Source organism: Pseudoduganella sp. R-43, from assembly GCF_049913255.1.
GTDB lineage: Bacteria > Pseudomonadota > Gammaproteobacteria > Burkholderiales > Burkholderiaceae_D > Rugamonas.
In genome coordinates this window covers 3903667-3925609 of record NZ_CP183988.1, presented here as the reverse complement: position 1 = coordinate 3925609, position 21943 = coordinate 3903667, and the positions used below count along the sequence as shown (strand labels likewise).

The 21943-nt window shown below is 61.9% G+C and carries 20 protein-coding genes; 11 read left to right on the top strand and 9 right to left on the bottom strand.

Annotated elements, in window-relative coordinates:
• Window positions 1-9: 9 nt before the first annotated feature.
• Together ACN9M3_RS17800 and ACN9M3_RS17795 are read right to left on the bottom strand one after the other, a co-directional pair.
• Window positions 10-2805, bottom strand: coding sequence for a TonB-dependent receptor plug domain-containing protein (locus ACN9M3_RS17800; RefSeq protein WP_426318161.1), 2796 nt, complete (start codon window positions 2803-2805; stop codon window positions 10-12).
• 422 nt (window positions 2806-3227) lie between these two features.
• A complete protein-coding gene (locus ACN9M3_RS17795; protein ID WP_426318160.1) occupies window positions 3228-4367 on the bottom strand; it encodes an SLC13 family permease in 1140 nt (379 codons plus the stop codon).
• A gap of 174 nt (window positions 4368-4541) precedes the next feature.
• Between ACN9M3_RS17795 and ACN9M3_RS17790 the strand changes: the two genes are divergently transcribed.
• The 3 genes from ACN9M3_RS17790 to ACN9M3_RS17780 all read left to right on the top strand — a co-directional run bounded on the left by ACN9M3_RS17790 (window position 4542) and on the right by ACN9M3_RS17780 (window position 6258).
• Complete coding sequence (locus ACN9M3_RS17790) at window positions 4542-5279, top strand: substrate-binding periplasmic protein (RefSeq protein WP_426161818.1); 738 nt, start codon at window positions 4542-4544, stop codon at window positions 5277-5279.
• Window positions 5280-5338: 59 nt separating this feature from the next.
• Window positions 5339-5584, top strand: coding sequence for a hypothetical protein (locus tag ACN9M3_RS17785; RefSeq protein WP_426161817.1), 246 nt, complete (start codon window positions 5339-5341; stop codon window positions 5582-5584).
• Window positions 5585-5655: 71 nt separating this feature from the next.
• Window positions 5656-6258 carry a serine hydrolase domain-containing protein gene (locus tag ACN9M3_RS17780; protein ID WP_426318159.1) on the top strand — a complete coding sequence of 201 codons (603 nt, stop codon included), beginning with the start codon at window positions 5656-5658 and terminating at the stop codon, window positions 6256-6258.
• A gap of 3 nt (window positions 6259-6261) precedes the next feature.
• Here the strand turns inward: ACN9M3_RS17780 and ACN9M3_RS17775 are convergent, their stop codons facing one another.
• Complete coding sequence (locus ACN9M3_RS17775; protein ID WP_426318158.1) at window positions 6262-7674, bottom strand: hypothetical protein; 1413 nt, start codon at window positions 7672-7674, stop codon at window positions 6262-6264.
• Window positions 7675-7886: 212 nt separating this feature from the next.
• Here ACN9M3_RS17775 and ACN9M3_RS17770 point away from each other — a divergent pair, with 212 nt between their 5' ends.
• The 4 genes from ACN9M3_RS17770 to lpdA are packed head-to-tail and all read left to right on the top strand — an operon-like array spanning window position 7887 to window position 12872.
• Entirely contained in the window at window positions 7887-9119 is a 1233-nt protein-coding gene (locus tag ACN9M3_RS17770; protein ID WP_426161813.1) for a 3-methyl-2-oxobutanoate dehydrogenase (2-methylpropanoyl-transferring) subunit alpha, read from the top strand.
• A gap of 28 nt (window positions 9120-9147) precedes the next feature.
• Complete coding sequence (locus tag ACN9M3_RS17765; protein ID WP_426172230.1) at window positions 9148-10152, top strand: alpha-ketoacid dehydrogenase subunit beta; 1005 nt, start codon at window positions 9148-9150, stop codon at window positions 10150-10152.
• Between the two features lie 2 nt (window positions 10153-10154).
• Window positions 10155-11471 (top strand): dihydrolipoamide acetyltransferase family protein, encoded by a 1317-nt coding sequence (locus ACN9M3_RS17760; RefSeq protein ID WP_426318157.1) that lies wholly within the window; start codon window positions 10155-10157, stop codon window positions 11469-11471.
• A gap of 3 nt (window positions 11472-11474) precedes the next feature.
• Window positions 11475-12872 (top strand): dihydrolipoyl dehydrogenase, encoded by a 1398-nt coding sequence (lpdA, locus tag ACN9M3_RS17755; protein ID WP_426318156.1) that lies wholly within the window; start codon window positions 11475-11477, stop codon window positions 12870-12872.
• A gap of 51 nt (window positions 12873-12923) precedes the next feature.
• Here the strand turns inward: lpdA and ACN9M3_RS17750 are convergent, their stop codons facing one another.
• The gene (locus tag ACN9M3_RS17750) at window positions 12924-13460 is read right to left on the bottom strand and encodes a glycine zipper 2TM domain-containing protein (protein ID WP_426161809.1); all 537 of its coding nucleotides are present in this window, start codon (window positions 13458-13460) and stop codon (window positions 12924-12926) included.
• Window positions 13461-13606: 146 nt separating this feature from the next.
• The gene (locus ACN9M3_RS17745) at window positions 13607-14299 is read right to left on the bottom strand and encodes a hypothetical protein (protein WP_426161808.1); all 693 of its coding nucleotides are present in this window, start codon (window positions 14297-14299) and stop codon (window positions 13607-13609) included.
• 89 nt (window positions 14300-14388) lie between these two features.
• Here ACN9M3_RS17745 and ACN9M3_RS17740 point away from each other — a divergent pair, with 89 nt between their 5' ends.
• A complete protein-coding gene (locus ACN9M3_RS17740) occupies window positions 14389-15219 on the top strand; it encodes a MipA/OmpV family protein (protein WP_426161806.1) in 831 nt (276 codons plus the stop codon).
• 9 nt (window positions 15220-15228) lie between these two features.
• Here the strand turns inward: ACN9M3_RS17740 and ACN9M3_RS17735 are convergent, their stop codons facing one another.
• Window positions 15229-15579 carry a hypothetical protein gene (locus ACN9M3_RS17735; RefSeq protein ID WP_426161805.1) on the bottom strand — a complete coding sequence of 117 codons (351 nt, stop codon included), beginning with the start codon at window positions 15577-15579 and terminating at the stop codon, window positions 15229-15231.
• A 35-nt stretch (window positions 15580-15614) separates the two neighbouring features.
• A complete protein-coding gene (locus ACN9M3_RS17730; RefSeq protein ID WP_426318155.1) occupies window positions 15615-16490 on the bottom strand; it encodes a LysR family transcriptional regulator in 876 nt (291 codons plus the stop codon).
• Between the two features lie 118 nt (window positions 16491-16608).
• Between ACN9M3_RS17730 and ACN9M3_RS17725 the strand changes: the two genes are divergently transcribed.
• Window positions 16609-17247: an NAD(P)-dependent oxidoreductase gene (locus ACN9M3_RS17725; RefSeq protein WP_426318154.1), complete on the top strand. Its 639-nt coding sequence runs from the start codon at window positions 16609-16611 to the stop codon at window positions 17245-17247.
• 313 nt (window positions 17248-17560) lie between these two features.
• Here the strand turns inward: ACN9M3_RS17725 and ACN9M3_RS17720 are convergent, their stop codons facing one another.
• Both ACN9M3_RS17720 and ACN9M3_RS17715 read right to left on the bottom strand, forming a co-directional pair.
• Window positions 17561-17920, bottom strand: a complete 360-nt coding sequence (locus ACN9M3_RS17720) for a hypothetical protein (protein ID WP_426318153.1) — start codon at window positions 17918-17920, stop codon at window positions 17561-17563.
• A 70-nt stretch (window positions 17921-17990) separates the two neighbouring features.
• Window positions 17991-18470: an arsenate reductase ArsC gene (locus ACN9M3_RS17715; RefSeq protein WP_426318152.1), complete on the bottom strand. Its 480-nt coding sequence runs from the start codon at window positions 18468-18470 to the stop codon at window positions 17991-17993.
• A 143-nt stretch (window positions 18471-18613) separates the two neighbouring features.
• On the opposite strand from ACN9M3_RS17715, the gene ACN9M3_RS17710 reads away from it, so the two are divergent.
• Complete coding sequence (locus ACN9M3_RS17710) at window positions 18614-19498, top strand: alpha/beta hydrolase (protein ID WP_426318151.1); 885 nt, start codon at window positions 18614-18616, stop codon at window positions 19496-19498.
• A gap of 105 nt (window positions 19499-19603) precedes the next feature.
• Window positions 19604-21943, top strand: coding sequence for a family 43 glycosylhydrolase (locus ACN9M3_RS17705; protein ID WP_426318150.1), 2340 nt, complete (start codon window positions 19604-19606; stop codon window positions 21941-21943).

Here is a 21943-nt window from a genome sequence, read left to right as displayed (position 1 = left end):
TCAATTTCCTCAGAACTTGTGCTCAACCGTCAGCATCAAGGTACGCGAGCGCAGGGGCAGGGAACTTCCCGGATACAGCTTGACGGGGGCCTTGCGGTCGAAGAGGTTGAATACGTTCGCCGATACGGTGGTGCCAGGCTGGAAGGTATAGCGGGTCCACAGGTCGACCGTCGTATCAGAAGCGATATGGCATTCGCCCGCGCTCACGCCGCGGTCCTCGCATCCCTCGATGCTGCTGGTCGTATCAAGTACGCCCCAGGCGAGCTTGGTGGAGTCCGTATAATTCGCGCGCAGGCCTGCAACGAGCGGGCCCCGTTCCCACGACATCTTGGCGACGGCGCGCGTGCGAGGTTTGTCGCGATAACCGACATAGTTCTCGGTGTAGGTCTTGGCAAAGCTATCCCAGCTCTGGTATTTGAACTGGCGGTTGAGTTCCAGGCCGAGGTTAAGGGTACCGGCTTCGCCAAGGTTCCAGCGCGCCTTGGCATCAAGGTCGATACCGGAAACGCGCGACTTGCCGTAGTTTTCATACTGGGCTGCGATGGTCCTGATTGGTCCCACAGGGAAGCCGACCGTTCTGCCGGACAGCTCGAAGGCACGGCGTGCGATGTCCAGGTCCTGTGACGTCAGCGGGTCGCGCTCCACCAGCCCGGCCAGCCGGTCTTCGTTGGCGAGCGTCTGGTCGATGCTCTTGACGGCGATTTCATCGCGGCGCTTGATGTTGTAGTAGTCGATCGTAAAACTGAGCGCGCGAATCGGCTGCAGCACCAGGCCCGCCGTGAAGCTGTTGGTATATTCTGGCTTCAGGTCGGGATTTGGAGTGACCGCGGACGGGAAGCTGACCGAGCAGCCCAGGCCATAGGCGGTCAGGGCCAGGTTCTTGTCGGCCGCGTTGCCGGTATTCAGGATGTTCCTGAGCTCCGTGGCGGCTGCGCAGCGTTTGGGGTCGTTGTAGCCGTTGTTGAACCAGGACGCGCCGCCGTTGCCGGTCTCCGGCAGGCTTGGCGCGCGGAAGCCCTTGGACACCGTGCCGCGCACCATCAGCATGTCGTTCACGGTATAGCGCAGGCCAAGCTTGGGCACGACCGCGCCGGCCCCGTCGATCACCTTGTCGCCGCGGACCGCAAAACTCGCTTCCAGCTGCTTGGTGAATGGCGCCCCAAGCTCCAGGAAGGCCGCCGCGACCTTGCGCGATCCATTGATCTTCACGCCGCTGAACTGGACGATGCGCGCGGCCAGGACGTTGTCGCTGCTCTGATGCTCAAAGGACTCGTGGCGCAGGTCGACGCCGGTCGCAAGCTGGAGTGGACCGCCGCCCAGCATGAACAGCTCGCGGTTCGCCTTGAAGTCCAGGAAGGTCTGGCGGTACTCGCCATGCGAACCCATTTCAGGGAACATGGTTTCGAGCAGGGCGCGGTCATTCTGCTGGCCGAATTTGTAGGCGCCGCTGACGATGGCATCGTAGTAGCCGTAACGATCGCGGTACAGGTGCTGGCGCTGGCGGGCCTTGGAGCCCATATGGCCGATTGCACCATCCCACTCCCAGCCAAAGCTTGCGCCCTGGATGCCGGCGAGGGCGCGGAACTGCTCCGATGATCCGACGTTCTTGAACATGTCGCGATCGTCGGCGAAACGGTAATTCAGGCCAATGGGGAAGTCATATGGGTTGTTCGGATGGCCGACCGGCAGTTTGGGATCGGTAAAGTACTGCATCGTGCCGCTGATCGAATCATACCAGGACAGGGGAACACCGGTGACATTGCTGCGCGGAGGCGCCGTGTTGTAGTTGTTGCGCGTCTTGGCAAGCTGCAGTTCGCCGTAGGCTACCGTATCGCCGGAAAGCTTGAGGCGTCCCGAACCCAGGAAGGTTACCCTCTCGGCAGGCGCACGGGCCAGGCTGTCCTGCCAATAGTCATAGAAGCACAGGCCGCCGCTCAGGTTCTCCGGCGCGCAGCCAGGGGCCGCGACATTGATCGATTTGCCGGCCAGGGCAGGATCGTGGTAATTGGCGGGGTAGCGGCCGACATAGTTGCCGGGAATCGAGCCGGTGGAAGTCGCGTCGCGATCCGGGTTCATGCGGATGAACCAGTCGGGGAGCAAGGGGCGCACCTGGCGATCGGTGAATTTGCCGCGCGAATAGACTTCGAGATGAGCGAAGGCGTTATAGCCGTCCTCCTCGAAGTCCCCGGTGCCGCCGATGATCGAAGCCTTGCGTTCGCGATCGAGGAAGGAGCGCTTCAGCGATTGCTGGGCCGAAGCTTTCACGCCAACGCCCCGATAATTCTTGCGGGTGATGATGTTGACGACACCGGCAACTGCATCGGAGCCATAGATCGCGGAAGCGCCGTCTTTGAGAATCTCGACGCGTTCAATGACGTCGCTTGGAATGGAATCGATGTTGACGAAGTTCGATTGAAGCCCGTCCGCAAAACCGTAGGAGGAGAGCCGGCGGCCATTAAGCAGGACCAGGGTCGCACCCGTGCCGAGGTTGCGCAGGGAGACGCCGGTGGCGCCGCTCGCCCAGGAATTGGTACCACCCAGGTCGCTGATCGCGCCGCGGTCATTGCTGGTCAGGTTGTCGAGGATTTGCGCAACGGTCTGCGCGCCGCTTTGTTCAATCTCCTGGCGCGACAGGACCTGAACCGGGGACGCGGTTTCCTGGTCCACGCGCTTGATGTTCGAGCCCGTCACGACGACGCGCTGGACGTTCTTGTCTTGCGCAGCCTGTGCCAGGGTGATCGCGGGGAAGGCGGCAACGATTGATCCGACCAGGACGCTGTACTTCAACTTCTTGCTGTGCTTCACGTTTGTCTCCTTGTACTTCATGGACGATTTGGATCGTTCTACATGTCGTCGCAAGGATACTTTCGAGGGAGCGCACGGTCTTGAGCGTTTTCCCGCGCTAATACGCTGAAAATGGCATACCGCAGCGACCAATGGCCTGTGCACCGCGCCGCGCTTGCAGATACCCATTGATACTGGTATTACCTCGCTGCGCACTTCTATCATCCTTCCGAGTCACCTCATCGGAGAACCCGGCGCCGGAAACCCAGCCGTGTATCTACATCATTTATCAGAGTTGCTCCGAGAAACCCGTCCTTCAGGGCAGGGAATGAAAGGAGCCGGCCGCAACGCGGTGGACTATAAAGCAAGATGGGGGTGCCTGGAGAACGCAAAGGCAATAAGAATCTTGCAGAACACCGCGTATTAATCGGTGGAGTTGCCAATTAACGCAGGAGCCCCCATGCAATCAGCGCCGACAGCAGAAGGAAGGGGAAGGAGTACAGGTGGAAGCGCAGCCACAGGCGGCGTTCGGGCGCCATGCGCAGGGCGATGATATTGGCCAGCGAGCCGATCGCCAGCCCAAAGCCTCCTGCATTCACGGCATAGGCGATGACCTTGTAGTCGACGGAATGCTGGACCAGCAGGATGGTTGCCGGGACGTTGCTGATCACCTGGGAACCGAGCAGGCCTGCCAGGAACAGTTCCAGTCGGGAGAAATGGGGAACAGATTCAATCCAGCCCTGGATGAAATGCTGCTGTGACAGCAACCGGATATCGATGAACATCAGGATGAAGACAACGATCAGGCTCCAGTCAACCTTGGCGATGATGCCGCGGCAGGACAGCAGGACAGCGAGCCCCACGCCGGCCAGGCCCCATCCGGGATACCCGAGTTCCACAGTCACCAGGAAGGCGATATAAAGCATGCCGCAAGTCCTGAGCAAGCCGACATGGTAGGCCGCGGGATCGTCATTCAGCTCGGCATGGATGGTCTGTTTGGGGAAGCAGAACCAGGTCGCCAGCAGCAGTACGGCAAAAACCGCCAACGCAAGCGGCGCCATTTGCCAGGTGAATTCAGCGAAGGACTGGTGCGAGCGTTGCCACAGCAGGATGTTCTGGGGATTGCCGATCGGCGTCAACAGCGAACCCGCGTTGACTGCCAGCGCTTCGAAGATCACCAGGCGCCCGACAGGCAGGCCGCGGATGCCGGACAGGCCGACAGTCAGCGGCACGACGATGAAGAGCGCGATATCGTTGGTCAGTACGGTCGACAACACCGTGGATGCCGCCACCAGGAACACCGCCAGCACCCGCTCCTGCCGCAGCCTGTTGATGATGAGCCGCCCCAGGTGTTCCAGGTAGCCGCTGGCTTCGATGCCGGTGGTTAGCAACAGCATGCCGGCGAGCGTCGCGATGGTGTGCCAGTCTACCCAGTTCTTATACTCCGTGAGCGGATGCGGCGACAGGATGGAAAGAGCAATGGCGGCGAGCAGCAGCAGGTGCATCAGGCGGTCGCGCAGGAAAGGCTGGATAATCTGGCGCAGGAATGGCTGCGCGGTGGTTGGTTCGGTGGTCACAAGCATGTAAGTTTTCTGCGTGGGCAAACGTGCGCATGATAACAGGAGCGGGCAAGGGCGCGTGCGCAGGGCCAGGCACGCCTGCATTGCCGCAATTGTGAAGCTCCGCGTCTTCCGGAAGGGTTATCATCAGCAAAACCGATCAATAACGCTTGCCCTACGATAACTCGCGGGTCCACGATGTACTTCACGCGTCAATTACTATTCGCTTTCCTCCTAGCTTCAAAGACCGTCCATGCATCCGATCTGGTGATGGCAATCTCCAACGGTAGTGGCATGCCGATGACCGATATTCGCGGCGAGGAACTCAAGGGCGGGATACTTAAGGAATTCGGCGACGCGCTAGGCGGTTTGCTGCATCTCGAGCCCCGTTATATGATCCTGCCGCGCACGCGTGTTGAAGGCGCGCTGCTGCGGGGACATGCCGATTTGCTGTGCGACCTGCGGCCCGAATGGCTCGACAACCAGGGCTTCCTCTGGTCGGACGCCATTATTTCGAATCGAATGATGGTCGCCATGCGCAGTGAAACGCCAGTGCCGGCCTCCCTGAACGCTATCGCGGGCCTGCGGGTGGGAACGATCCGGGGATACAGGTACCCGGAGATTGAACACTTGCAGCCACCAATCCTGCGCGATAACGCGGCGAACGATAGCCAGAACCTTGAAAAGTTGCTGCTCGGGCGCTTCGACTTCATTTTCACCAACCGCATCTATTTCGACTACCAGCGCAAGGTTCACCCTGAGCGGGCGCGCCTGGCATCCCATAACCTGAAGATCACGGATTTTGATACTTATTGCGCAGTTCATCCACAAGGCAAACTCGGTATCAGGGACCTGAACCAGGCGATCGCTACGCTCAAGGCCCGCGGCACGATCCGATCGATCCTGGCGCGTTACAGGCCGCACGACTCCTCTTGAAATCTTCCAGGCCAGGCCAAAAATTACTGGCCCGGTTACGACGTTTTCGAGGAGGAGCTATGGATGCAAAAGAAGCGTTGCTGGATCACCTGGCCGAACTCAAGGCGGCGCACGACAAGACCAACCGCCTGATGACGGAAATCACGGCAGTCGCGGCCAGGGCGGTGAAAGGCAGCGGGGTGCTCCCTTCGCTTAGCCAGTTGCGCGCGTATGAGCAGGCGCTGATTGCCGCACAGGGGCAGGCGGCATGTTGTGCGGAGCTATTGCAGCAAGCGCGACGCCCGGCACCGTGCGTGCTGCTTTAAGCTTTACTTAATTTACAACGGTTATCGCTTGGGCAATACTTTCCGCCTTACTTTACGCCCGGCGGGAAGCCATGAAACCGCTGGCCTTTGTTGCGGAACCTGGCCAGGGCTGGAATTATTCCGGCGAAGGCTACGTGCTCCTGCAAGGCATCATGGAGGCCATTACCCGGACGGGCCTTGCAGCCTATCTCGACCAGCATCTGTTTGCGCCGCTGGAGATGCGCGACACGAGCCTGGTCTGGCGCGAGGCATTCGAGGAACGGGCCGTCCCAGGCAAGATGTTTCTTGGCTTTTCGCGGCGGGCTTGTTTCCAGAACGCGCTGGCCGCATTCACCCTTTACACCACGGCAGCAGACTATGCGCGCTTCATGTCGGCCTTCCTGGCCGACGATGCGCTGATGCAGATGGCGCTTGCCGCGCCTGTAGACGTGAGCAAGCCGCTTGGCCTGGCATGGGGGCTGGGCTGGGGTATCGAGCGCGGCTCGGGCGGAAGCCATGTCTGGCAGTGGGGGAACAACCCCGGCTTCCGCGCATTTGCGATGGCGTCGACCACGACGAAGGATGGCTTTGTGGTCCTGACAAACAGCGAACGGGGCATGCCGCTCGCCGCTTCAATCGCGCAGCAGGTGCTGCCTTCGGATCACGGCGCCTTCCGTTTTCCGCCAGTGGCCTGAGACCTAGAACTGCTCGTTGCGCGCGACGATTTCGCCAGGCGAACCAAGCAGGAAGACATGATCGTTCAGATTATCCGCACCTTTGATGTGTTCGTATGAGGTGAGCGATGGGAGCAGGTCGCGTACAAGCGACTGCTGGCTCGGAATGGACTTGTCTGACTTCAGCTTGCCCAGGATGATCGTCTTTACTTGCTCCGACTGGCCGGCGATCTGTTCCAGGCTTGCTTTTTTCAGCTTGCCCAGCCGGTATTCGAGGGAGACATTGCTGCGCGCGCTATCCTCGACCTGGTGGTATTCGTAGTTCTGGGTCTGCAGGGTCCCGTCGAACCATGGAGGACTGGATTTGCCGATATCGGTGTGGTACTGGGCGCTAAGGCGCGATTGCTGGTCCTGGCCAATCTTGCGGTCGTCGCGGCTTGTCCCCTCCAGTTTGGTCGCTTGCGATACCTCATAGGAGAACGTGTCCTGTTCCCATGCCTTGAGCGGATTGCTGGACTTGGGCGTCTGGGTCAGGGAGGCGCTGAAATCGGAAAGACCTGTCAGCGCGGAACGGTCGTCCGAATTCAGCTGCCACTTCGATGGAATGTGCAGGAAGTCGTCAGTCTCTTCGGCGACGGCCGTTCGATTCATGTCCGAGAAGGCGTCTTTGAACATGGACATCAACTTCTTGTCACCGTGCCCGCGTGCGAGCGCCTGGTCGAATTGCGCCAGGTAGTTGTTGATGGCTTTTGCCTGCTGCTTCCTGGTGCCCAGGTGTTCCAGGGTGCTTGTGTCCACGTTCACTTCAGCCTGGCCATCAGGCCCGTTGATGCGTGCCTTGCGCAACGCGTCGTCAATGTGGAAATCCAGGGTCTGCGGCGCAGGCTCAGGACCGGACACTTCGGCATGGAAGTCGATCGACTGAACAAACCTGCTGTCGAACTGTGTCAGGCCGCTCAGCCGGACCTGAGGGGCCGCTCCCGCCATCCCATCGATAGCAGCCTGGAAGCCCGCTGCCAGCGTGGACAGGGCTTTACGCTCATCATCATCAAGCCTGGCGCTCGAGCTGACCTGGTAGATCATTTCGTCATCGACATCGGCCAGCGTGAGCTCGACCTGGGTCCCGCTGCGCGTGGTGATGCCCAGCGTGAATTTGTTGTCGACCCTGTCCGGCAGCCTGGCATGGTCCAGCGCTATGACCGAGCCGGCGCCGAGCTGCTTGAGCATGTCCGCACCAAGGTCCTGGTAGCGCAGGCTGGTCGGGACGGGCGCGGAGGCTGCGGCGATCGCTTCCGGGCTCAGCGTCACGATGGTGGAAGCTGGTGGAGCGGTGGCCGCGTCCAGCCTGGCCAGGAGAGGATCGGCCTTCCGCGCGGGGGCGGTCACGGCATAGCGGGCGGCCGGTTGCCAGTTGGAGAGGGAGGAGATTGGGCTCATTCCCCCTTAACGGCGATTTATTAATGAAACTTTAATTGTGACCCTTCGCCACGAAAAAGCGTGCTACCCTACCATTGCTTTGAAGGAAATGTTTTTTCGTGCCCGCTTTGCGATCCTCGGCGGGCGGTTCCACAGTCCAGGCCGGCCGAGGCTACCCGCCGCAGGCCCGCCGGGAATGATCCTGCGTCACCATCGCAATTGAAGGAATCTGAATGAGCAAGGGCGAACCACTTCGCCTGCACGTGCCCGAACCCACGGGACGTCCAGGCTGTGCAACTGATTTTTCCTATCTCCGGCTGTCGCCGGCCGGTGCTGTGCGCCGTCCCGAGGTCGACGTAGCCCCAATGGATACGCGCGATCTTGCGTATTCCCTGATCAGCGTGCTCGATGCCGAAGGCAACGCCGTGGGGCCCTGGGTGCCGCAAATCGATATCGAAGTCGTGCGCAAAGGATTGCGCGCAATGATGAAGACGCGCATCTTCGATAGCCGCATGCTGATGGCGCAGCGCCAGAAGAAGATGTCGTTCTACATGCAAAGCCTTGGCGAAGAGGCGATCGGCACCGCGCAGGCGCTGGCGCTCAATGTGGACGACATGTGTTTTCCCACCTACCGCCAGCAAAGCATCCTCGTCGTGCGCGACTATCCAATGGTCGACATGATCTGCCAGCTGATGTCGAACGAACGCGACCCGCTCAAGGGTCGGCAGTTGCCCGTCATGTATTCGGTGAAAAAGGCCGGCTTTTTCTCGATTTCCGGCAACCTGGCGACGCAGTACATCCAGGCAGTAGGCTGGGGCATGGCGTCGGCGATCAAGGGCGATACCAAGATTGCCTCGGCATGGATCGGCGACGGCGCCACTGCCGAAGCGGACTTCGATACCGCCCTGACGTTCGCCCACGTCTATCGCGCCCCGGTGATCCTGAACGTGGTCAATAACCAATGGGCGATCTCGACTTTCCAGGCCATCGCGGGCGGCGAGGATACAACGTTTGCGGCGCGCGGCGTCGGCTGCGGCATCGCCTCGTTGCGTGTCGACGGCAATGACTTCCTGGCGGTGTACGCAGCGTCGCGCTGGGCGGCCGAGCGGGCGCGGCGCAACCTCGGACCATGCCTGATCGAATGGGTCACCTACCGCGCCGGCCCGCATTCGACCTCGGACGATCCGTCGAAGTACCGTCCCGGCGACGACTGGTCGCATTTTCCGCTGGGCGACCCGATCGCACGCCTGAAGCAGTACCTGATCAAGGCTGGCGCCTGGTCCGAACAGGAGCACGAAGAAACCCAGAAGCTGCTGGAGGCGGAGGTACTGGCCGCGCAGAAGGAGGCGGAACAATACGGCACCATGGCCAGCGGCCATACCTTCAGTCCCGCAGAAATGTTCGATGGCATCTATAAGGAGCTGCCGGAACACTTGCGTGTACAACGACAGCAACTGGGGATCTGAGATGGCGGAAAACACAGTGAAAACTTCCATGACCATGATCCAGGCGCTGCGGTCGGCGATGGATGTGATGATGGAGAAGGACGAAAACGTCGTGGTCTTCGGCCAGGACGTGGGCTACTTCGGCGGCGTGTTTCGCTGCACCGAGGGCCTCCAAAAGAAATACGGCAAATCGCGCGTGTTCGACACGCCGATTTCCGAGGGCGGCATCGTCGGCGTGGCCATCGGCATGGGAGCTTACGGGCTGCGGCCATGCATCGAGATCCAGTTTGCCGACTACATTTATCCGGCCTACGACCAGATCGTGTCGGAAGCGGCGCGCTTGCGCTTCCGTTCGGCCGGCGACTTTACGGCGCCCATCACAATCCGTACCCCTTGCGGAGGCGGCATCTACGGCGGCCAGACCCACAGCCAAAGTCCGGAGGCCGTGTTTGCCCACGTATGCGGCCTGCGCACGGTGATGCCGTCGAATCCCTACGACGCCAAAGGCCTGCTGATTTCCTCGATCGAGAACGACGATCCGGTAATCTTCCTCGAGCCGAAGCGCTTGTATAACGGGCCGTTCGACGGCCACCACGACAAACCTGTAGTGCCATGGTCGCAGAACCCGCTGGGGGAAGTACCGGAAGGCTATTACACCGTCCCGCTGGACAAGGCGGCAATTTTCCGGCCGGGCAAGCAACTGACGGTGCTCGCCTACGGCACCATGGTGTGGGTATGCGAGGCGGCGGCGCGCGAGACCGGCATCGACGCCGAGATCATCGACCTGCGCAGCTTGTGGCCGCTGGACCTCGAGACGATTGTCGAGTCGGTCCGGAAAACCAGGCGCTGCGTGGTTGTGCACGAGGCCACGCGCACCTGCGGCTTTGGCGCCGAATTGGTCTCGCTGGTGCAGGAACACTGCTTCTACCATCTGGAAGCGCCGATTGAACGTGTGACGGGGTGGGATACGCCTTACCCGCACGCGCAGGAATGGGCGTATTTCCCTGGGCCGGGGCGCGTCGGCGCGGCGTTCAAACGTACGGTGGAGGCATAACGATGGGTATTCACGTCATCAAGATGCCTGATATTGGCGAGGGCATTGCAGAAGTTGAGCTGGTCATGTGGCATGTCAAGGTGGGCGACGCTGTTACGGAAGACATGATCCTGGCCGACGTCATGACCGACAAGGCCACCATCGAGATTCCATCGCCTGTGCACGGCACGGTCGCCATGCTTGGGTGCGCGGCGGGGCAGGTGATGGCTGTGGGGGCGGACCTGATCCATATTGAAGTGGAGGGGGCTGGCAACCTGAAGCCGCAGGCCGGCGCGGCTGCTGCTGCTTCTGCTGCGATGCCGGCGCCTGCGGCCGTGCCCGCCGTGGCGCAAGCTGCATCGCTTGCTCCGGCAGCGCCTCCCGTCGCCTCGCCCGCAAAGCCTGCGGCGACGGCGATGGGCCAGCAGGTGCAGGCTCCGGCCCGCGTGGCCCGCGAGCCTGGCGAACGTCCGCTGGCTTCTCCGGCTGTGCGCAAGCGCGCCTGGGACATGGGTGTCGAGCTGCAGTTCGTGCACGGCAGCGGTCCGGCCGGCCGCATCCTGCATGCCGACCTTGATTCCTACGTCGCGCGCGGTGTGCATGGGGCGCCGTCCGCAAGCCCGGGCGGCTACCGCGAGGTTCACGGGGAGCAGGCAATTCCGTTGATCGGCCTGCGCCGCAAGATCGCTCAGAAAATGCAGGAATCGAAGCGCCGTATCCCACACTTTTCCTACGTGGAGGAAATCGACGTCACCGAGCTTGAGGCCCTGCGCGTGCGCCTGAACGAGCAATGGGGCAAGGAGCGCGGCAAGCTGACCGTGCTGCCCTTGCTGGCACGCGCGCTGGTGGTCGCCTTGCGCCAGTTCCCGCAGATGAATGCCCGTTTCGATGACGATGCCGGCGTGGTTACCCAGTACGGTCCTGTCCATCTTGGCGTCGCCACACAGACCGATGCCGGCCTGATGGTGTCGGTCATGCGCCATGCGGAAGCACGCGATATGTGGTCGTGCGCCGCGGAGATCGCACGCCTTGCCGATGCCGCGCGCACCGGCAAGGCCACGCGCGACGAGTTGTCCGGTTCGACGATCACCATTTCCAGCCTGGGCGCCTTGGGCGGCATCGTCACCACGCCGGTGATCAATCATCCGGAAGTGGCGATCATCGGCGTCAACAAGATCGTGGAGCGGCCCATGGTGCGCCAGGGCGGGCTGGTAGTGCGCAAGATGATGAACCTGTCGTCCTCGTTCGACCACCGCGTGGTCGACGGCATGCACGCAGCCCAGTTTGTACAAGCCATCCGCGCCTTGCTGGAATGTCCAGCGATGCTCTTTGTGGAGTAATCGATGAATCAACACACCACTACGCTGCTGGTGATCGGCGGCGGTCCTGGCGGCTATATCGCGGCCATTCGCGCCGGCCAGCTTGGCATTCCCACCACCCTGGTCGAAGCCGGAGAACTGGGTGGCACCTGCCTGAACGTCGGCTGCATCCCCTCCAAGGCGCTGATCCATGCGGCTGAAGAGTTTGAAAAGGCCAGTCATTACGCGAGCGGCTCGGCGCTTGGCATTTCGGTGCAGGCGCCGCGCATCGACATCGGCCAGACCGTGCTTTGGAAAGACGGCATCGTCGGGCGCCTGACCGGCGGCGTGGCGGCGCTGCTGAAAAAAAGCGGCGTGCGTGTCGTCAAGGGCTGGGCCAATATTGTCGATGGCAAGACCGTCGAAGTGATTCGCGACGGCGAAAGTCCGCAGCGCATCGGCTGCGAGCATTTACTGCTGGCCACCGGGTCGCACGCTACCGAATTGCCCTTCATGCCGTTCGGCGGGCCGGTGATCAGTGCGACGGAAGCGCTGTCGCCCAAGACCGTGCCGGGTAGGCTGGTAGTGGTGGGAGCGGGCTACATCGGCCTTGAACTGGGCATCGCCTATGCCAAGCTGGGGGCGCAGGTGCAGGTGGTGGAGGCGCAGGAGCGCATCCTTCCTGCCTACGACGCTGAGTTGAGCCGTCCGGTAGCGATCGCGCTCAAGGGCCTGGGCATTGAAACCCACCTGGGCAGCTCAGTGCTCGGCCTGGGCGGGGAGGGTAATGCGGTACGCATCCGGAATGCCGCTGGGGAGGAATCGGTACTTGCCGCAGACCAGGTGCTGGTTGCCGTTGGCCGGCGCCCGAGCACCCGCGGCTTCGGCCTGGAAAAGCTGCGCATCGACATGGATGGGCACTTCATCAAGATCGATGACCAGTGCCGCACTTCGATGCGCGATGTCTGGGCTATCGGCGACGTGACCGGTGAACCGATGCTGGCGCACCGTGCCATGGCGCAGGGAGAGATGGTCGCCGAGATCATCAGCGGCAAGCGCCGCCATTTCAGCCCAGCGGCGATTGCGGCGGTGTGCTTTACCGATCCCGAAGTCGTGGTGGTCGGCGCCACTCCCCAGCAGGCACGGGCGCAGGGCATCGATTGCATCGAAGCTTTGTTCCCGTTCGCCGCAAATGGACGCGCCATGTCGCTGGAATCAAAGGACGGCTTCGTGCGGGTGGTGGCGCGCAGGGATAATCACCTGGTCGTGGGCTGGCAAGCGGTGGGCAAGGCGGTATCCGAGTTGTCCGCCGCATTTGCCCAGTCCATCGAGATGGGCGCGACGCTTGAAGATGTGGCGGGCACGATCCATGCGCATCCGACCCTGGGCGAGGCGATCCAGGAAGCTGCCTTGCGCGCCCTGGGGCATGCGCTGCACATTTGACCCTGCTGCGAGCGTGCAGGCCGTCGATGGCCTGCACCGCTGCGATTGGCGTTATTGTTGCGATGGCGATTGCGTCGGTGCTTGCTGCTGGTTGCGCTTGGCGATTTCATTGCCAATATAGCCGCCACCAACCGCGCCGGCGATAGTAGCCAGCTTGCGGCCGTTGCCGCCGCCTACCTGGTTGCCGATCAAGCCGCCCACCACAGCTCCGATGCCGATGCCCAGCGCACTATTCTGGGGGGCTGGTGCCGGCGCCGGTGCAGGTGCTTGAGCAGGTGCCGGCGCAGGCGAGGCCGCTTGCGGCGCTGCTGCCGCGACACGCGTCGACGGCGTGTACGTATGATGCACCACGGTTTTGTGCTCCACGACTTTGCGTACTTCCGGTTCCGGCGCTGGCGCCGCGACTGTTGCTGGCGTTGCAGGGCTTACAGCGGCGATCGGTGCGGCTGCGGCGCCTGGCATCGTGGTCGCTTGCGAGTTTGGCAGGAGGCCTGCAATTGATGCAGCTCCCACCAGGCTTACCAGTGCCACCGAAGCGGCTGCGGCGACAATCATCGGATGAATTTTGGTGCGTGGGCTGTTTTCCATGTTGTTTTCTCCTGAACTCGCCATCGTTGGCGCTTGCCTGGAAAACGCCTCAGGATGAAAACACGGTGACGCAAAAAGTGTATCGCCGGTAAGCAATTGTTACGGATGCCGCACCACCAGCATAGGAGACGCGTCATCGCCGCTGGCTACTGCACCTTAGCCAGGTCCACTACGACATCGAAATCACACTGGACGTGCATCTTTTCCGCGCCGCAAAGTGCGGCGTCGAACAGCGGCAGCTGGCGCTTGCCGGCGTTTGCGCCCTTGATCGAACGGATGATGCTATCGCGCACGCAGGCGTCGCTGGGCTCCGGCCCGGGCAGCGCCGCTGCGTTGAACTGGAACCTGCCGACGGCGTGGATACGCTTGAATCCGGGCAGCGGCGCGTCCGAGACAAGCATTTTGTCCACTTGAAGCTTAAGCTTCGCTTCCGGGTCGTTCTCGATGGGCGAGAACTGCTGGCTATAGATGCCGCCGTTGTAGTCCCTGATCAGATCACGGTCCATGGTCCTGACCTTGTAGGAAGCCAGGGTCATGCCCGGTTCCGACACTGAGGGAAAGTGATAAGTGCCGCTCTGCATCGGCAAGGACATCAGCGAGCTGGAAATCTCATGCACCTTGCCCCCATGCTCAACGGTCAGTCCGAGCCCGAAACCGCCGATGGTATCGCCCTGGATGCCGAAACTGCCAACCCCAACCTCTGGTTCGCCGGCGCCGGCCAGTTTGAGGCCGCCAGCTACGCAAGTCATGGTGTTGCCTTTGGACGGAGCTGCTGACGGGGCTTGCTGGCCGCATGCTGCGAGCACGAGCAAGACAGGCAAGACGTGAATGGGCTTCATGGCAGTCGCACATTGTAAAAAATGAAATTATGGCATGGTTGCCCCGCGTCTTTGGCTGTATCATCAACGACTTTTTGCGGAGCATGAATATGAAGAAGGGAATGTGGGCTGGCATCGCGATGTCGGTACTGGCGTTGCCGGCCGGCGCGGCGCCAGCGCCGGGTCCGGATTTGCCGCTATGGGAAGCCGGCCTGTTCGGCGGTGCGGCGTCCACGCCGGCTTACCCGGGTTCATCCGAACGCTCCATGCGCGGGCTGGTGCTGCCAATGGTGATTTATCGCGGCAAGATCGTGCGTGCGGATCGTTCCGGCGTGAGCGCGCGCCTGTTCGATACCGAGCGCGTGGACCTGGACCTTGGTTTCCAGATGTCGCTGCCGGCGCGTTCGGACGACGTGCCGGCCCGCGCCGGCATGCCGGACCTGAACTCCTTGCTGGAATTCGGCCCGCGCCTGAAAGTGTTGCTGTCGGAGCCTTCGGCCCCCAATCGGGTAAGGCTGGAGCTGCCTTTGCGGGTGCCGCTTGAAGTGGGGAACGGTTTTCGCCGCCAGGGCCTGGTCTTTGAGCCGCGCGTCGTGTTCGAAACCAGCGGCAGCAACCAGCAATGGCAGGCCGACGCCAATCTCGGCGCGGTGTTTGGCAATACTCGCCTGAACCAGTATTTTTACGAGGTCGCGCCACAATATGCGAACGCCACCCGTCCAGCCTATCAAGCCGGGAGTGGACTGATGATGACGCGCCTTGGCGCGAGCCTGTCGCATTCGCTGGGGCCCGATTGGCGCGTGTTCGGCTTTACCCGCTACGACAACTACACGCATGCTGCCAACCGCGACAGCCCGCTGTTCCGCAAGAATAGCGGGCTGTCGCTTGGTTTCGGTTTTACTTGGACGGCCTATCGTTCGCAAGCGCGGGCCTGGGACTAGGCGGCCGGATTACTGCTCGTCGAATTCCGAGCTGAGGTCCTTGAAACCCTTGCGCACGGCGAAGGGCAGGAATTCGTCCGGCGTGTCGAGCACGATCAGGCGCTTTTCCTGGATCACCGGATCGCCTGGCTTCAGGTCGGGGCCGTTGTAGCCGATGGCGCGCAGGCGCGCGCCAATTTCGGCGATCAATTGATGATCCTTGTGCAAGCCGTCGGTGGCTGGGGCGGCCAGGTCGACATATAGGTCGACCACGCCATAGCCCTCGTCGAATATGCGGAGGGATTTGATGTCAATGGCGCGGCCGTTGCCGTCGATGGCCTTGAAGGGGCCGCTGAGCTGGATATCGGTGTCTTGAGTCATGCCCGCAGCATATACCATCCAAGGCCGTCGCCGGGCTAGGGTGGCATCTTTTCCAGGTAGTCGCGCAGCGCGGCAATTGCCAGCCGCACCTTGGCCGGCTGCGAATCACGCTGTACCGTCACTGCATAGACGCCCATCGGCGCCATCGACCACTCCGGCAATACCGGCACGGCGAGTCCGGCTTCGATCAGCGGCGCGGCATCCGGGCCGGGCATGCGCATGATGCCGGCGCCCTGCAGCATGATGTGCTGAAGCGCGATGAAGCTGTTGCCGGCAACGGGGCCGTTGACGCGCACGCGGTGCGCCGGCTCGCCCGGCCGGTGCAGTTCGATGAACTCGGTCTGGTTGATCACGCTGAGGTTAAGCACCGGGAACCTGGCCAGTTCCTCCGGCGTGCGCGGCAAGCCATGCTCCTGCGCGAATGATCTGGCGGCCACTAGTACATGGCGCCATTCGGTCAGGCGGCGTGCGACCAGCGCGGAATCGCTCAGCGTTCCGGCGCGGATCGCCAGGTCGATGCGTTCGGCAATCAAGTCGACGCGGCGGTCCTCGGCGAACAGGCGCAGCGACAATAGCGGGTGGGCGCGCAGCAAAGGCGCCAGCGCTGCCGCCAGGTGCGCGCTGAAGCCGACGGGAAAGGCCACCCGCAGTTCGCCGCGCGGCTCGTCGCGCAGGTCGGACAATCGCTGCTCGGCTGCCTGTGCCGCGTGCAGCATGGCGGCGCAGTCCTCATAGTAGGCCTGGCCGGCCACCGTGGTGCTCAGGCGCCGGGTCGAGCGGTGCAGCAGGGCGAGGCCGGTTTCCGTTTCCAGTTGCCGTATCTGCTGGCTGACTGCCGAGGTGGTCATGCCCAGCTCGCGCGCAGCGGCACTCATGGAGCCAGCTTCCACCACGCGGGCAAAGACGGCCATGCGCCTCAGTCGGTCGATTGTTAAGAGTTGCTTCATAGTGATTGTGGATTTTGCCCTCTTATCGGGGGATCGTAAAGGCGTCATACTGAATCCACCTTCAATCACCCAGGAGTTCCCCATGAAAATCGCATTAATCGGCGCTACCGGCTTCATTGGCAATGGCCTGCTGGCTGAGACGCTCTCGCGCGGCCACCAGGTGACAGCCCTGGTCAGCCGTCCGGAACGGCTGGCGCCGCAAGCTGGCCTGACGGCGCTTGGCGCCGACGTGCACGACCAGCAGAAACTGACCGGGCAGCTGGCCGGCCATGACGCGGTCATCAGTGCATTCAGCGGCCATGCCCAGCAAGACGTGCGCGAGTACTATGGCCGCGGAATTGACTCGATCGTTGGCGCCGCCAAGCGTGCCGGCGTGCCGCGCCTGCTGGTGGTAGGTGGCGCTGGCAGCCTGGAAGTGGCGCCGGGCGTGCAGGCCGTCGATACTCCGCAATTCCCCGACCAGTGGAAGGCCTCCGCGCTGGGCGCCCGCGACACGCTGGAGAAGCTGTGCAAGGAGCAGGAGCTGGAATGGACCTACCTGAGCCCAGCCGCCTTGATTGAACGTGGCGAGCGCACCGGCAAGTTCCGCATCGGCGGCGATCAGTTGCTGGTCGATGCACAGGGCCAGAGCCGCATTTCGGTACAGGATTACGCCGTTGCGATGCTGGATGAACTGGAACATCCTGCCCATTCGGGCAAGCGTTTCAGCGTCGCCTACTAAGCGCCTGCCAGGTCGGTCAGGCAAGCATTTTGCGCAGCCACGCCAGCAGCACGCCGGGCAGCAGTTCGGTACGCGGCAAGATCGCAAACTGGTGTTTGCCAAAGACTTGGCCGAGATAGTGCGGCGCCTGGTGGTCGATCGCCAGGCAGATCGGCGAAATGCCGGTTTGCCGGGCTTCGATGATGGCTTGCCGCGTATCGTGCAGGCCATTCTCGCCTTCATAATGGTCGACGTCGTTGGGTTTGCCGTTGCGTGCGATTCGCTCCTTGCCACGGGTGGCCCATGTCGGCGGGAGGGCGCGGTGGGGCGCTCATCACATGCGACTGCACTGCGTGAAACAGCTCATGCGATACCACTCCAGCCAGCTCCTGCTAGCCTGCGTAAGGCGCGACAGCTCGACATAAACGTCGTCGTGCATGTCGTCAAAGGCGAAGCCCATGGCGTTGCCACCGAAGACGAAGTGCACGGTGAGATTGGCCGAGAATTCGGGCGGTACATAGGCCTTCTGCCGGCGCGTGATTTCAGCCGCGGCCAAGGCGACCTTGCTGCTATTCTCGCGCCAGAATTCAGATTGGACCTGGCTTGCGAGATCAACTTTCTTCGCGTCGCGTGCAAGGCCGCGCAGATGCTCGATGAAGGCGTCTGCATCCTTCAGCCGCATCTTGCGTACCATTGCCGCGGTTTCCGGCAGGCGGCGAGGGCGCGTAATGGAAGGAGCATGTGTTGGTGTAAGGAGCGAGGGGTTAGAGCTGGACGCCAGCGATCCTCGCTATTTTGCGTTGCAGTGCCATTTTGTCAAGTGCCTCATCGGGGAGGTTGCGGAAGATCTCCATGCGCGTCTTGATTTCGCGGCAGACCGTAAAGAACTCCTGGCGAATCTGCTCAACCGGCCCTTGCACGGCGGCGGGATTGCGGAAGTTCCAGTTCGCTGTTGCAGGTTGGCCGGGCCAGTTCGGGCATGGTTCGCCCGCAACCAGGTCGCACATGGTGATGACGAAATCCATCTCCGGCGCGTCCGGCGCCGAGAATTCATCGACGGATTTGCTGCGCAGGCCTGCCAGGGTATTGTCAAGCGCCCGGATTTGCTCGACGGCGAAGAGATTGAGCTTGCCGGCAGGGTGGCTGCCTGCGCTGAACGCGCGAAACCGGCGTCCGCCGACAGCATTCAACATTGCCTCGGCCATGATGCTGCGTGCAGTGTTCTGGGTGCTGAGGAACAGCACATGATAAGTTCGGGTGCTCATGCAAAATGCCGGATCATAACGGAGCAAGGTTACAGTTTTATGACATTTGCCCGCCCGGCCTCGGCTTGACATGCAAAAGTGTGCGACGCATAGTTGCTGGCGCGAGAAACAGGGAGCGAACCATGCAAAGGCCGGTATTACCTGAAGCGGAGCTTGCAAAATTTGCCGGTGAAATGCGCGCGAATTATCGGTCGAAGATCCCGGCGACCGGGGCGCCAGATCCCGTTGCAGCGGTTCGAGGGCTGCCGATCCCGGCGCGGCTTTATGTTCCGCTGGGGGCGGCCGGCAATGCCCTTCCGATGGTTCTCTTTGCCCACGGCGGCGGTTTTGTCGCGGGTGACCTCGATACCCATGACGTGCTGGCACGCGCCATCGCGAACAGATCGGGCGCGCTTGTCATTGCAGTCGATTACCGCCTGGCGCCGGAACATCCTTTCCCGGCTGGACTGGACGACGTTTATGCTGCGCTGGAATGGCTGGCGAAGGAGGGCGGCAGCATTGGCGGCGATCCTCAACGGATGGCGGTCTGCGGGGACAGCGCTGGTGCGAACCTGGTGGCCGGAGCGGCTATCCTGGCGCGGGATCGGCGCGGCCCCGGGATCGGCGCACAATGGCTGATGTATCCTGCACTGGACAACAGGATGGACACCGCGTCCTGGCATGCATACGGCGAAAAGAATTTCCCTACCCGCGCCATGAACATGAAAGTGCTTGCTGCCTATGTCCCGTGCGGGATGGATGCGAACGCGCCCCTGCTTGCGCCGATGTGGGCGCGGCATGAGGGCCTTCCCGCTACGTTGGTCCAGGTCGGGGAGCATGACCCGCTCCGGGACGAGGGCGTTGCTTATGCGCAGGCCCTGAAGGATGCGGGCGTCGATGCCAGGGCCAGGGTTTACAAGGACCAACAGCACGGGTTCATCCAGTTTTTCAAGGATGCTGAACACTTCCCGGAAGGCGCCGCAGCGCGCGACGAGGGATGCGCCTTCCTCCGGGCTCACATCGGCTGATTCGCCGCTTTCGATGCCGGTTTCGCTATCGCATTTACGGAAAAGGTCATTGGACACTCCAAGTCCTGCGCGCTAACTTGCGTAAAAACATTATTGGAGACTAACGTGACCAAACCCTTCTCGCTATGGGGGGCTGCTGCTGTATTGGCTTCCTCCATGCTGTCCCTCAGCGCCTTGGCCGGAGCGCCCTATGCGCCGGTGACTTTCCAGAACGCCTCAGTGCACGATCCTTCCGTGATCAGGGCGGGGGGCAGCTACTATGTATTCGGCTCCCATCTTGCTTCGGCCAAGTCCACGGACCTAATGAACTGGACGCAGGTCACCAGTTCCGTCAGCGCCACCAACAAGTTGTTCCTGAACGGCGCCAGCAACGTCTTTACCGAACTTGCCGAGACTTTCAGCTGGGCGCAAACGAATACCCTGTGGGCGCCGGACATCGTCCGCCTGGCCGACGGCCGCTACTACATGTACTACAACGCCTGCAAGGGCGATTCGCCGCGTTCGGCCCTGGGCGTTGCGGTCGCCGACAAGATCGAGGGCCCTTATGTGAACAAGGGCATCATCCTGAAGTCGGGCATGTGGGGGCAGGCCAGCTACGACGGCACCATCTACGATGCCCTCAAGCATCCAAATACCGTCGATCCGAACGTCTTCTTCGATAACGGCGGACGGCTGTGGATGGTCTACGGTTCTTACTCCGGCGGCATTTTCATCATGCAAATGAACCCCGCGACTGGCATGCCGCTGCCGGGGCAGGGCTATGGGAAGCGCCTGACGGGCGGGAATCACAGCCGGATAGAAGGGGCTTACGTGATGTACAGCCCTGTCACGCAGTACTACTATCTGTTCACCTCATTCGGCGGGCTGGATGCGGCAGGGGGCTACAACATGCGCGTGGCGCGATCCGTTGCGCCGGACGGTCCCTATTTCGACGCGCAGGGCGTGAACATGGCGAACGTCAAGGCGGATCCTGCAAAGCCCTTGTTCGACGATGCGTCGATTGCCCCGTATGGCGTGAAAGTCATGGGCAATTTCCTGTTCGAGCGCAAGATCGGCGAAGCGGGCAGCGGTATCGGCACCGGCTATGTGTCGGCGGGCCACAACTCGGCTTACTACGACGCCGCAAGCCGAAAGCACTTCCTGATCTTCCATAGCCGCTTCCCTGAACGTGGCGAGCAGCACGAAATCCGCGTGCACCAGATGTTCATGAACGCTGACGGGTGGCCGGTGGTGGCGCCATACCGCAATACCAATGAAACGCTGGCTGCTGTTCCGCGCGGTTTTGTCTTTGGCGACTATATGTTCGTCAATCACGGGAAGGACATCTCGGCCACGATCAAGAAGTCCCGGCTGGTCACGCTGAATCCCAACGGCACAATCAGCGGGGCGGTAACCGGCAGCTGGGCGCTGGTTGGGAGCAACCAGGCTGAAATCAACCTGGCTGGGTCGCCGCCTTTCAAGGGCGTGTTCCTGAACCAGTGGGATGAGACCTCCGGCAGCTATGTGATGACGTTTACTGCGACGTCGCGCGATGGCATCTCCATCATGGGCAGCCGCCTGGCGCCCCGTAGCGACATGCAGGTGGTGCAGGCTGTCTATGGCGAACTCAGTCTCGGTAACACCAATGCAGTCACTGGCGATATCGTGCTGCCGACCAGCGCTGCGCGTGACTCGGCCATCAGCTGGGTATCATCGAATCCCTCGGTATTGAGCAATACCGGGCAGGTCACCAGCCCTGCCAATGACGTGAACGTCACGCTGACAGCGACTATCACCAAGGGACATGCGCGTGCCGTCAAGACCTTCGTGGTCATGGTGCGCAAGCTGGGTAGCATGGTTGCCCATTACACCTTTGACGGGAATCTGGGCGAAGCGACGGGTGGCTTCGGCGCCGGCACCGTCGTCGGCAGCAAGATAGATGCCGCCGGCGGCAGCATGGCGTACGAGCCGGGGATGAAAGGCAGTGCCGCCGTCTTCAATGGCGCATCTGGCGTGCGTTTGCCGGATGGGCTCATCACGGGCACTAGCTACACGGTCGCCATGTGGCTCAAGCCTGCCCAGCTGACCGCGTTCTCGACCACTTTCTTTGGCGCGCGCAACGGCGATTCGTGGATCAGCTTCCTGCCCAAGGGACACGACTTTGTTGGCGGCGCCAGCATGCTGTGGTCGGGAACGGCATGGTATGACGCCGGCTTGGGCATGAACATCCCGGCCGGGCAATGGTCGCACGTGGCGTTCACGGTCAAGAACGGCGCGGTCAATGTGTACGTCAACGGCGCGAAGCGTTTCAGCGGCGTGAACTTCCCGAATGTCTTCACAACGACCAACGGCGTGTTCGCGCTGGGGGTCAATTGGTGGGATGCGCCTTACAAGGGTTCGATGGATGACTTGCGCATCTATGGTTCGGCCCTGAGCGATGGGGAAGTCGCGAGCATTGCGCGCTGA

What these genes read in the sequence shown, in the direction of transcription:
- ACN9M3_RS17795 (WP_426318160.1), bottom strand. Translation starts at nt 4,367, where the DNA reads ATGCTTGTGACCACCGAACCAACCACCGCGCAGCCATTCCTGCGCCAG.
- ACN9M3_RS17790 (WP_426161818.1), top strand. Translation starts at nt 4,542, where the DNA reads ATGTACTTCACGCGTCAATTACTATTCGCTTTCCTCCTAGCTTCAAAG.
- ACN9M3_RS17785 (WP_426161817.1), top strand. Translation starts at nt 5,339, where the DNA reads ATGGATGCAAAAGAAGCGTTGCTGGATCACCTGGCCGAACTCAAGGCG.
- ACN9M3_RS17780 (WP_426318159.1), top strand. Translation starts at nt 5,656, where the DNA reads ATGAAACCGCTGGCCTTTGTTGCGGAACCTGGCCAGGGCTGGAATTAT.
- ACN9M3_RS17775 (WP_426318158.1), bottom strand. Translation starts at nt 7,674, where the DNA reads ATGAGCCCAATCTCCTCCCTCTCCAACTGGCAACCGGCCGCCCGCTAT.
- ACN9M3_RS17770 (WP_426161813.1), top strand. Translation starts at nt 7,887, where the DNA reads ATGAGCAAGGGCGAACCACTTCGCCTGCACGTGCCCGAACCCACGGGA.
- ACN9M3_RS17765 (WP_426172230.1), top strand. Translation starts at nt 9,148, where the DNA reads ATGACCATGATCCAGGCGCTGCGGTCGGCGATGGATGTGATGATGGAG.
- ACN9M3_RS17760 (WP_426318157.1), top strand. Translation starts at nt 10,155, where the DNA reads ATGGGTATTCACGTCATCAAGATGCCTGATATTGGCGAGGGCATTGCA.
- lpdA (WP_426318156.1), top strand. Translation starts at nt 11,475, where the DNA reads ATGAATCAACACACCACTACGCTGCTGGTGATCGGCGGCGGTCCTGGC.
- ACN9M3_RS17750 (WP_426161809.1), bottom strand. Translation starts at nt 13,460, where the DNA reads ATGGAAAACAGCCCACGCACCAAAATTCATCCGATGATTGTCGCCGCA.
- ACN9M3_RS17745 (WP_426161808.1), bottom strand. Translation starts at nt 14,299, where the DNA reads ATGAAGCCCATTCACGTCTTGCCTGTCTTGCTCGTGCTCGCAGCATGC.
- ACN9M3_RS17740 (WP_426161806.1), top strand. Translation starts at nt 14,389, where the DNA reads ATGAAGAAGGGAATGTGGGCTGGCATCGCGATGTCGGTACTGGCGTTG.
- ACN9M3_RS17735 (WP_426161805.1), bottom strand. Translation starts at nt 15,579, where the DNA reads ATGACTCAAGACACCGATATCCAGCTCAGCGGCCCCTTCAAGGCCATC.
- ACN9M3_RS17730 (WP_426318155.1), bottom strand. Translation starts at nt 16,490, where the DNA reads ATGGCCGTCTTTGCCCGCGTGGTGGAAGCTGGCTCCATGAGTGCCGCT.
- ACN9M3_RS17725 (WP_426318154.1), top strand. Translation starts at nt 16,609, where the DNA reads ATGAAAATCGCATTAATCGGCGCTACCGGCTTCATTGGCAATGGCCTG.
- ACN9M3_RS17720 (WP_426318153.1), bottom strand. Translation starts at nt 17,920, where the DNA reads ATGGTACGCAAGATGCGGCTGAAGGATGCAGACGCCTTCATCGAGCAT.
- ACN9M3_RS17710 (WP_426318151.1), top strand. Translation starts at nt 18,614, where the DNA reads ATGCAAAGGCCGGTATTACCTGAAGCGGAGCTTGCAAAATTTGCCGGT.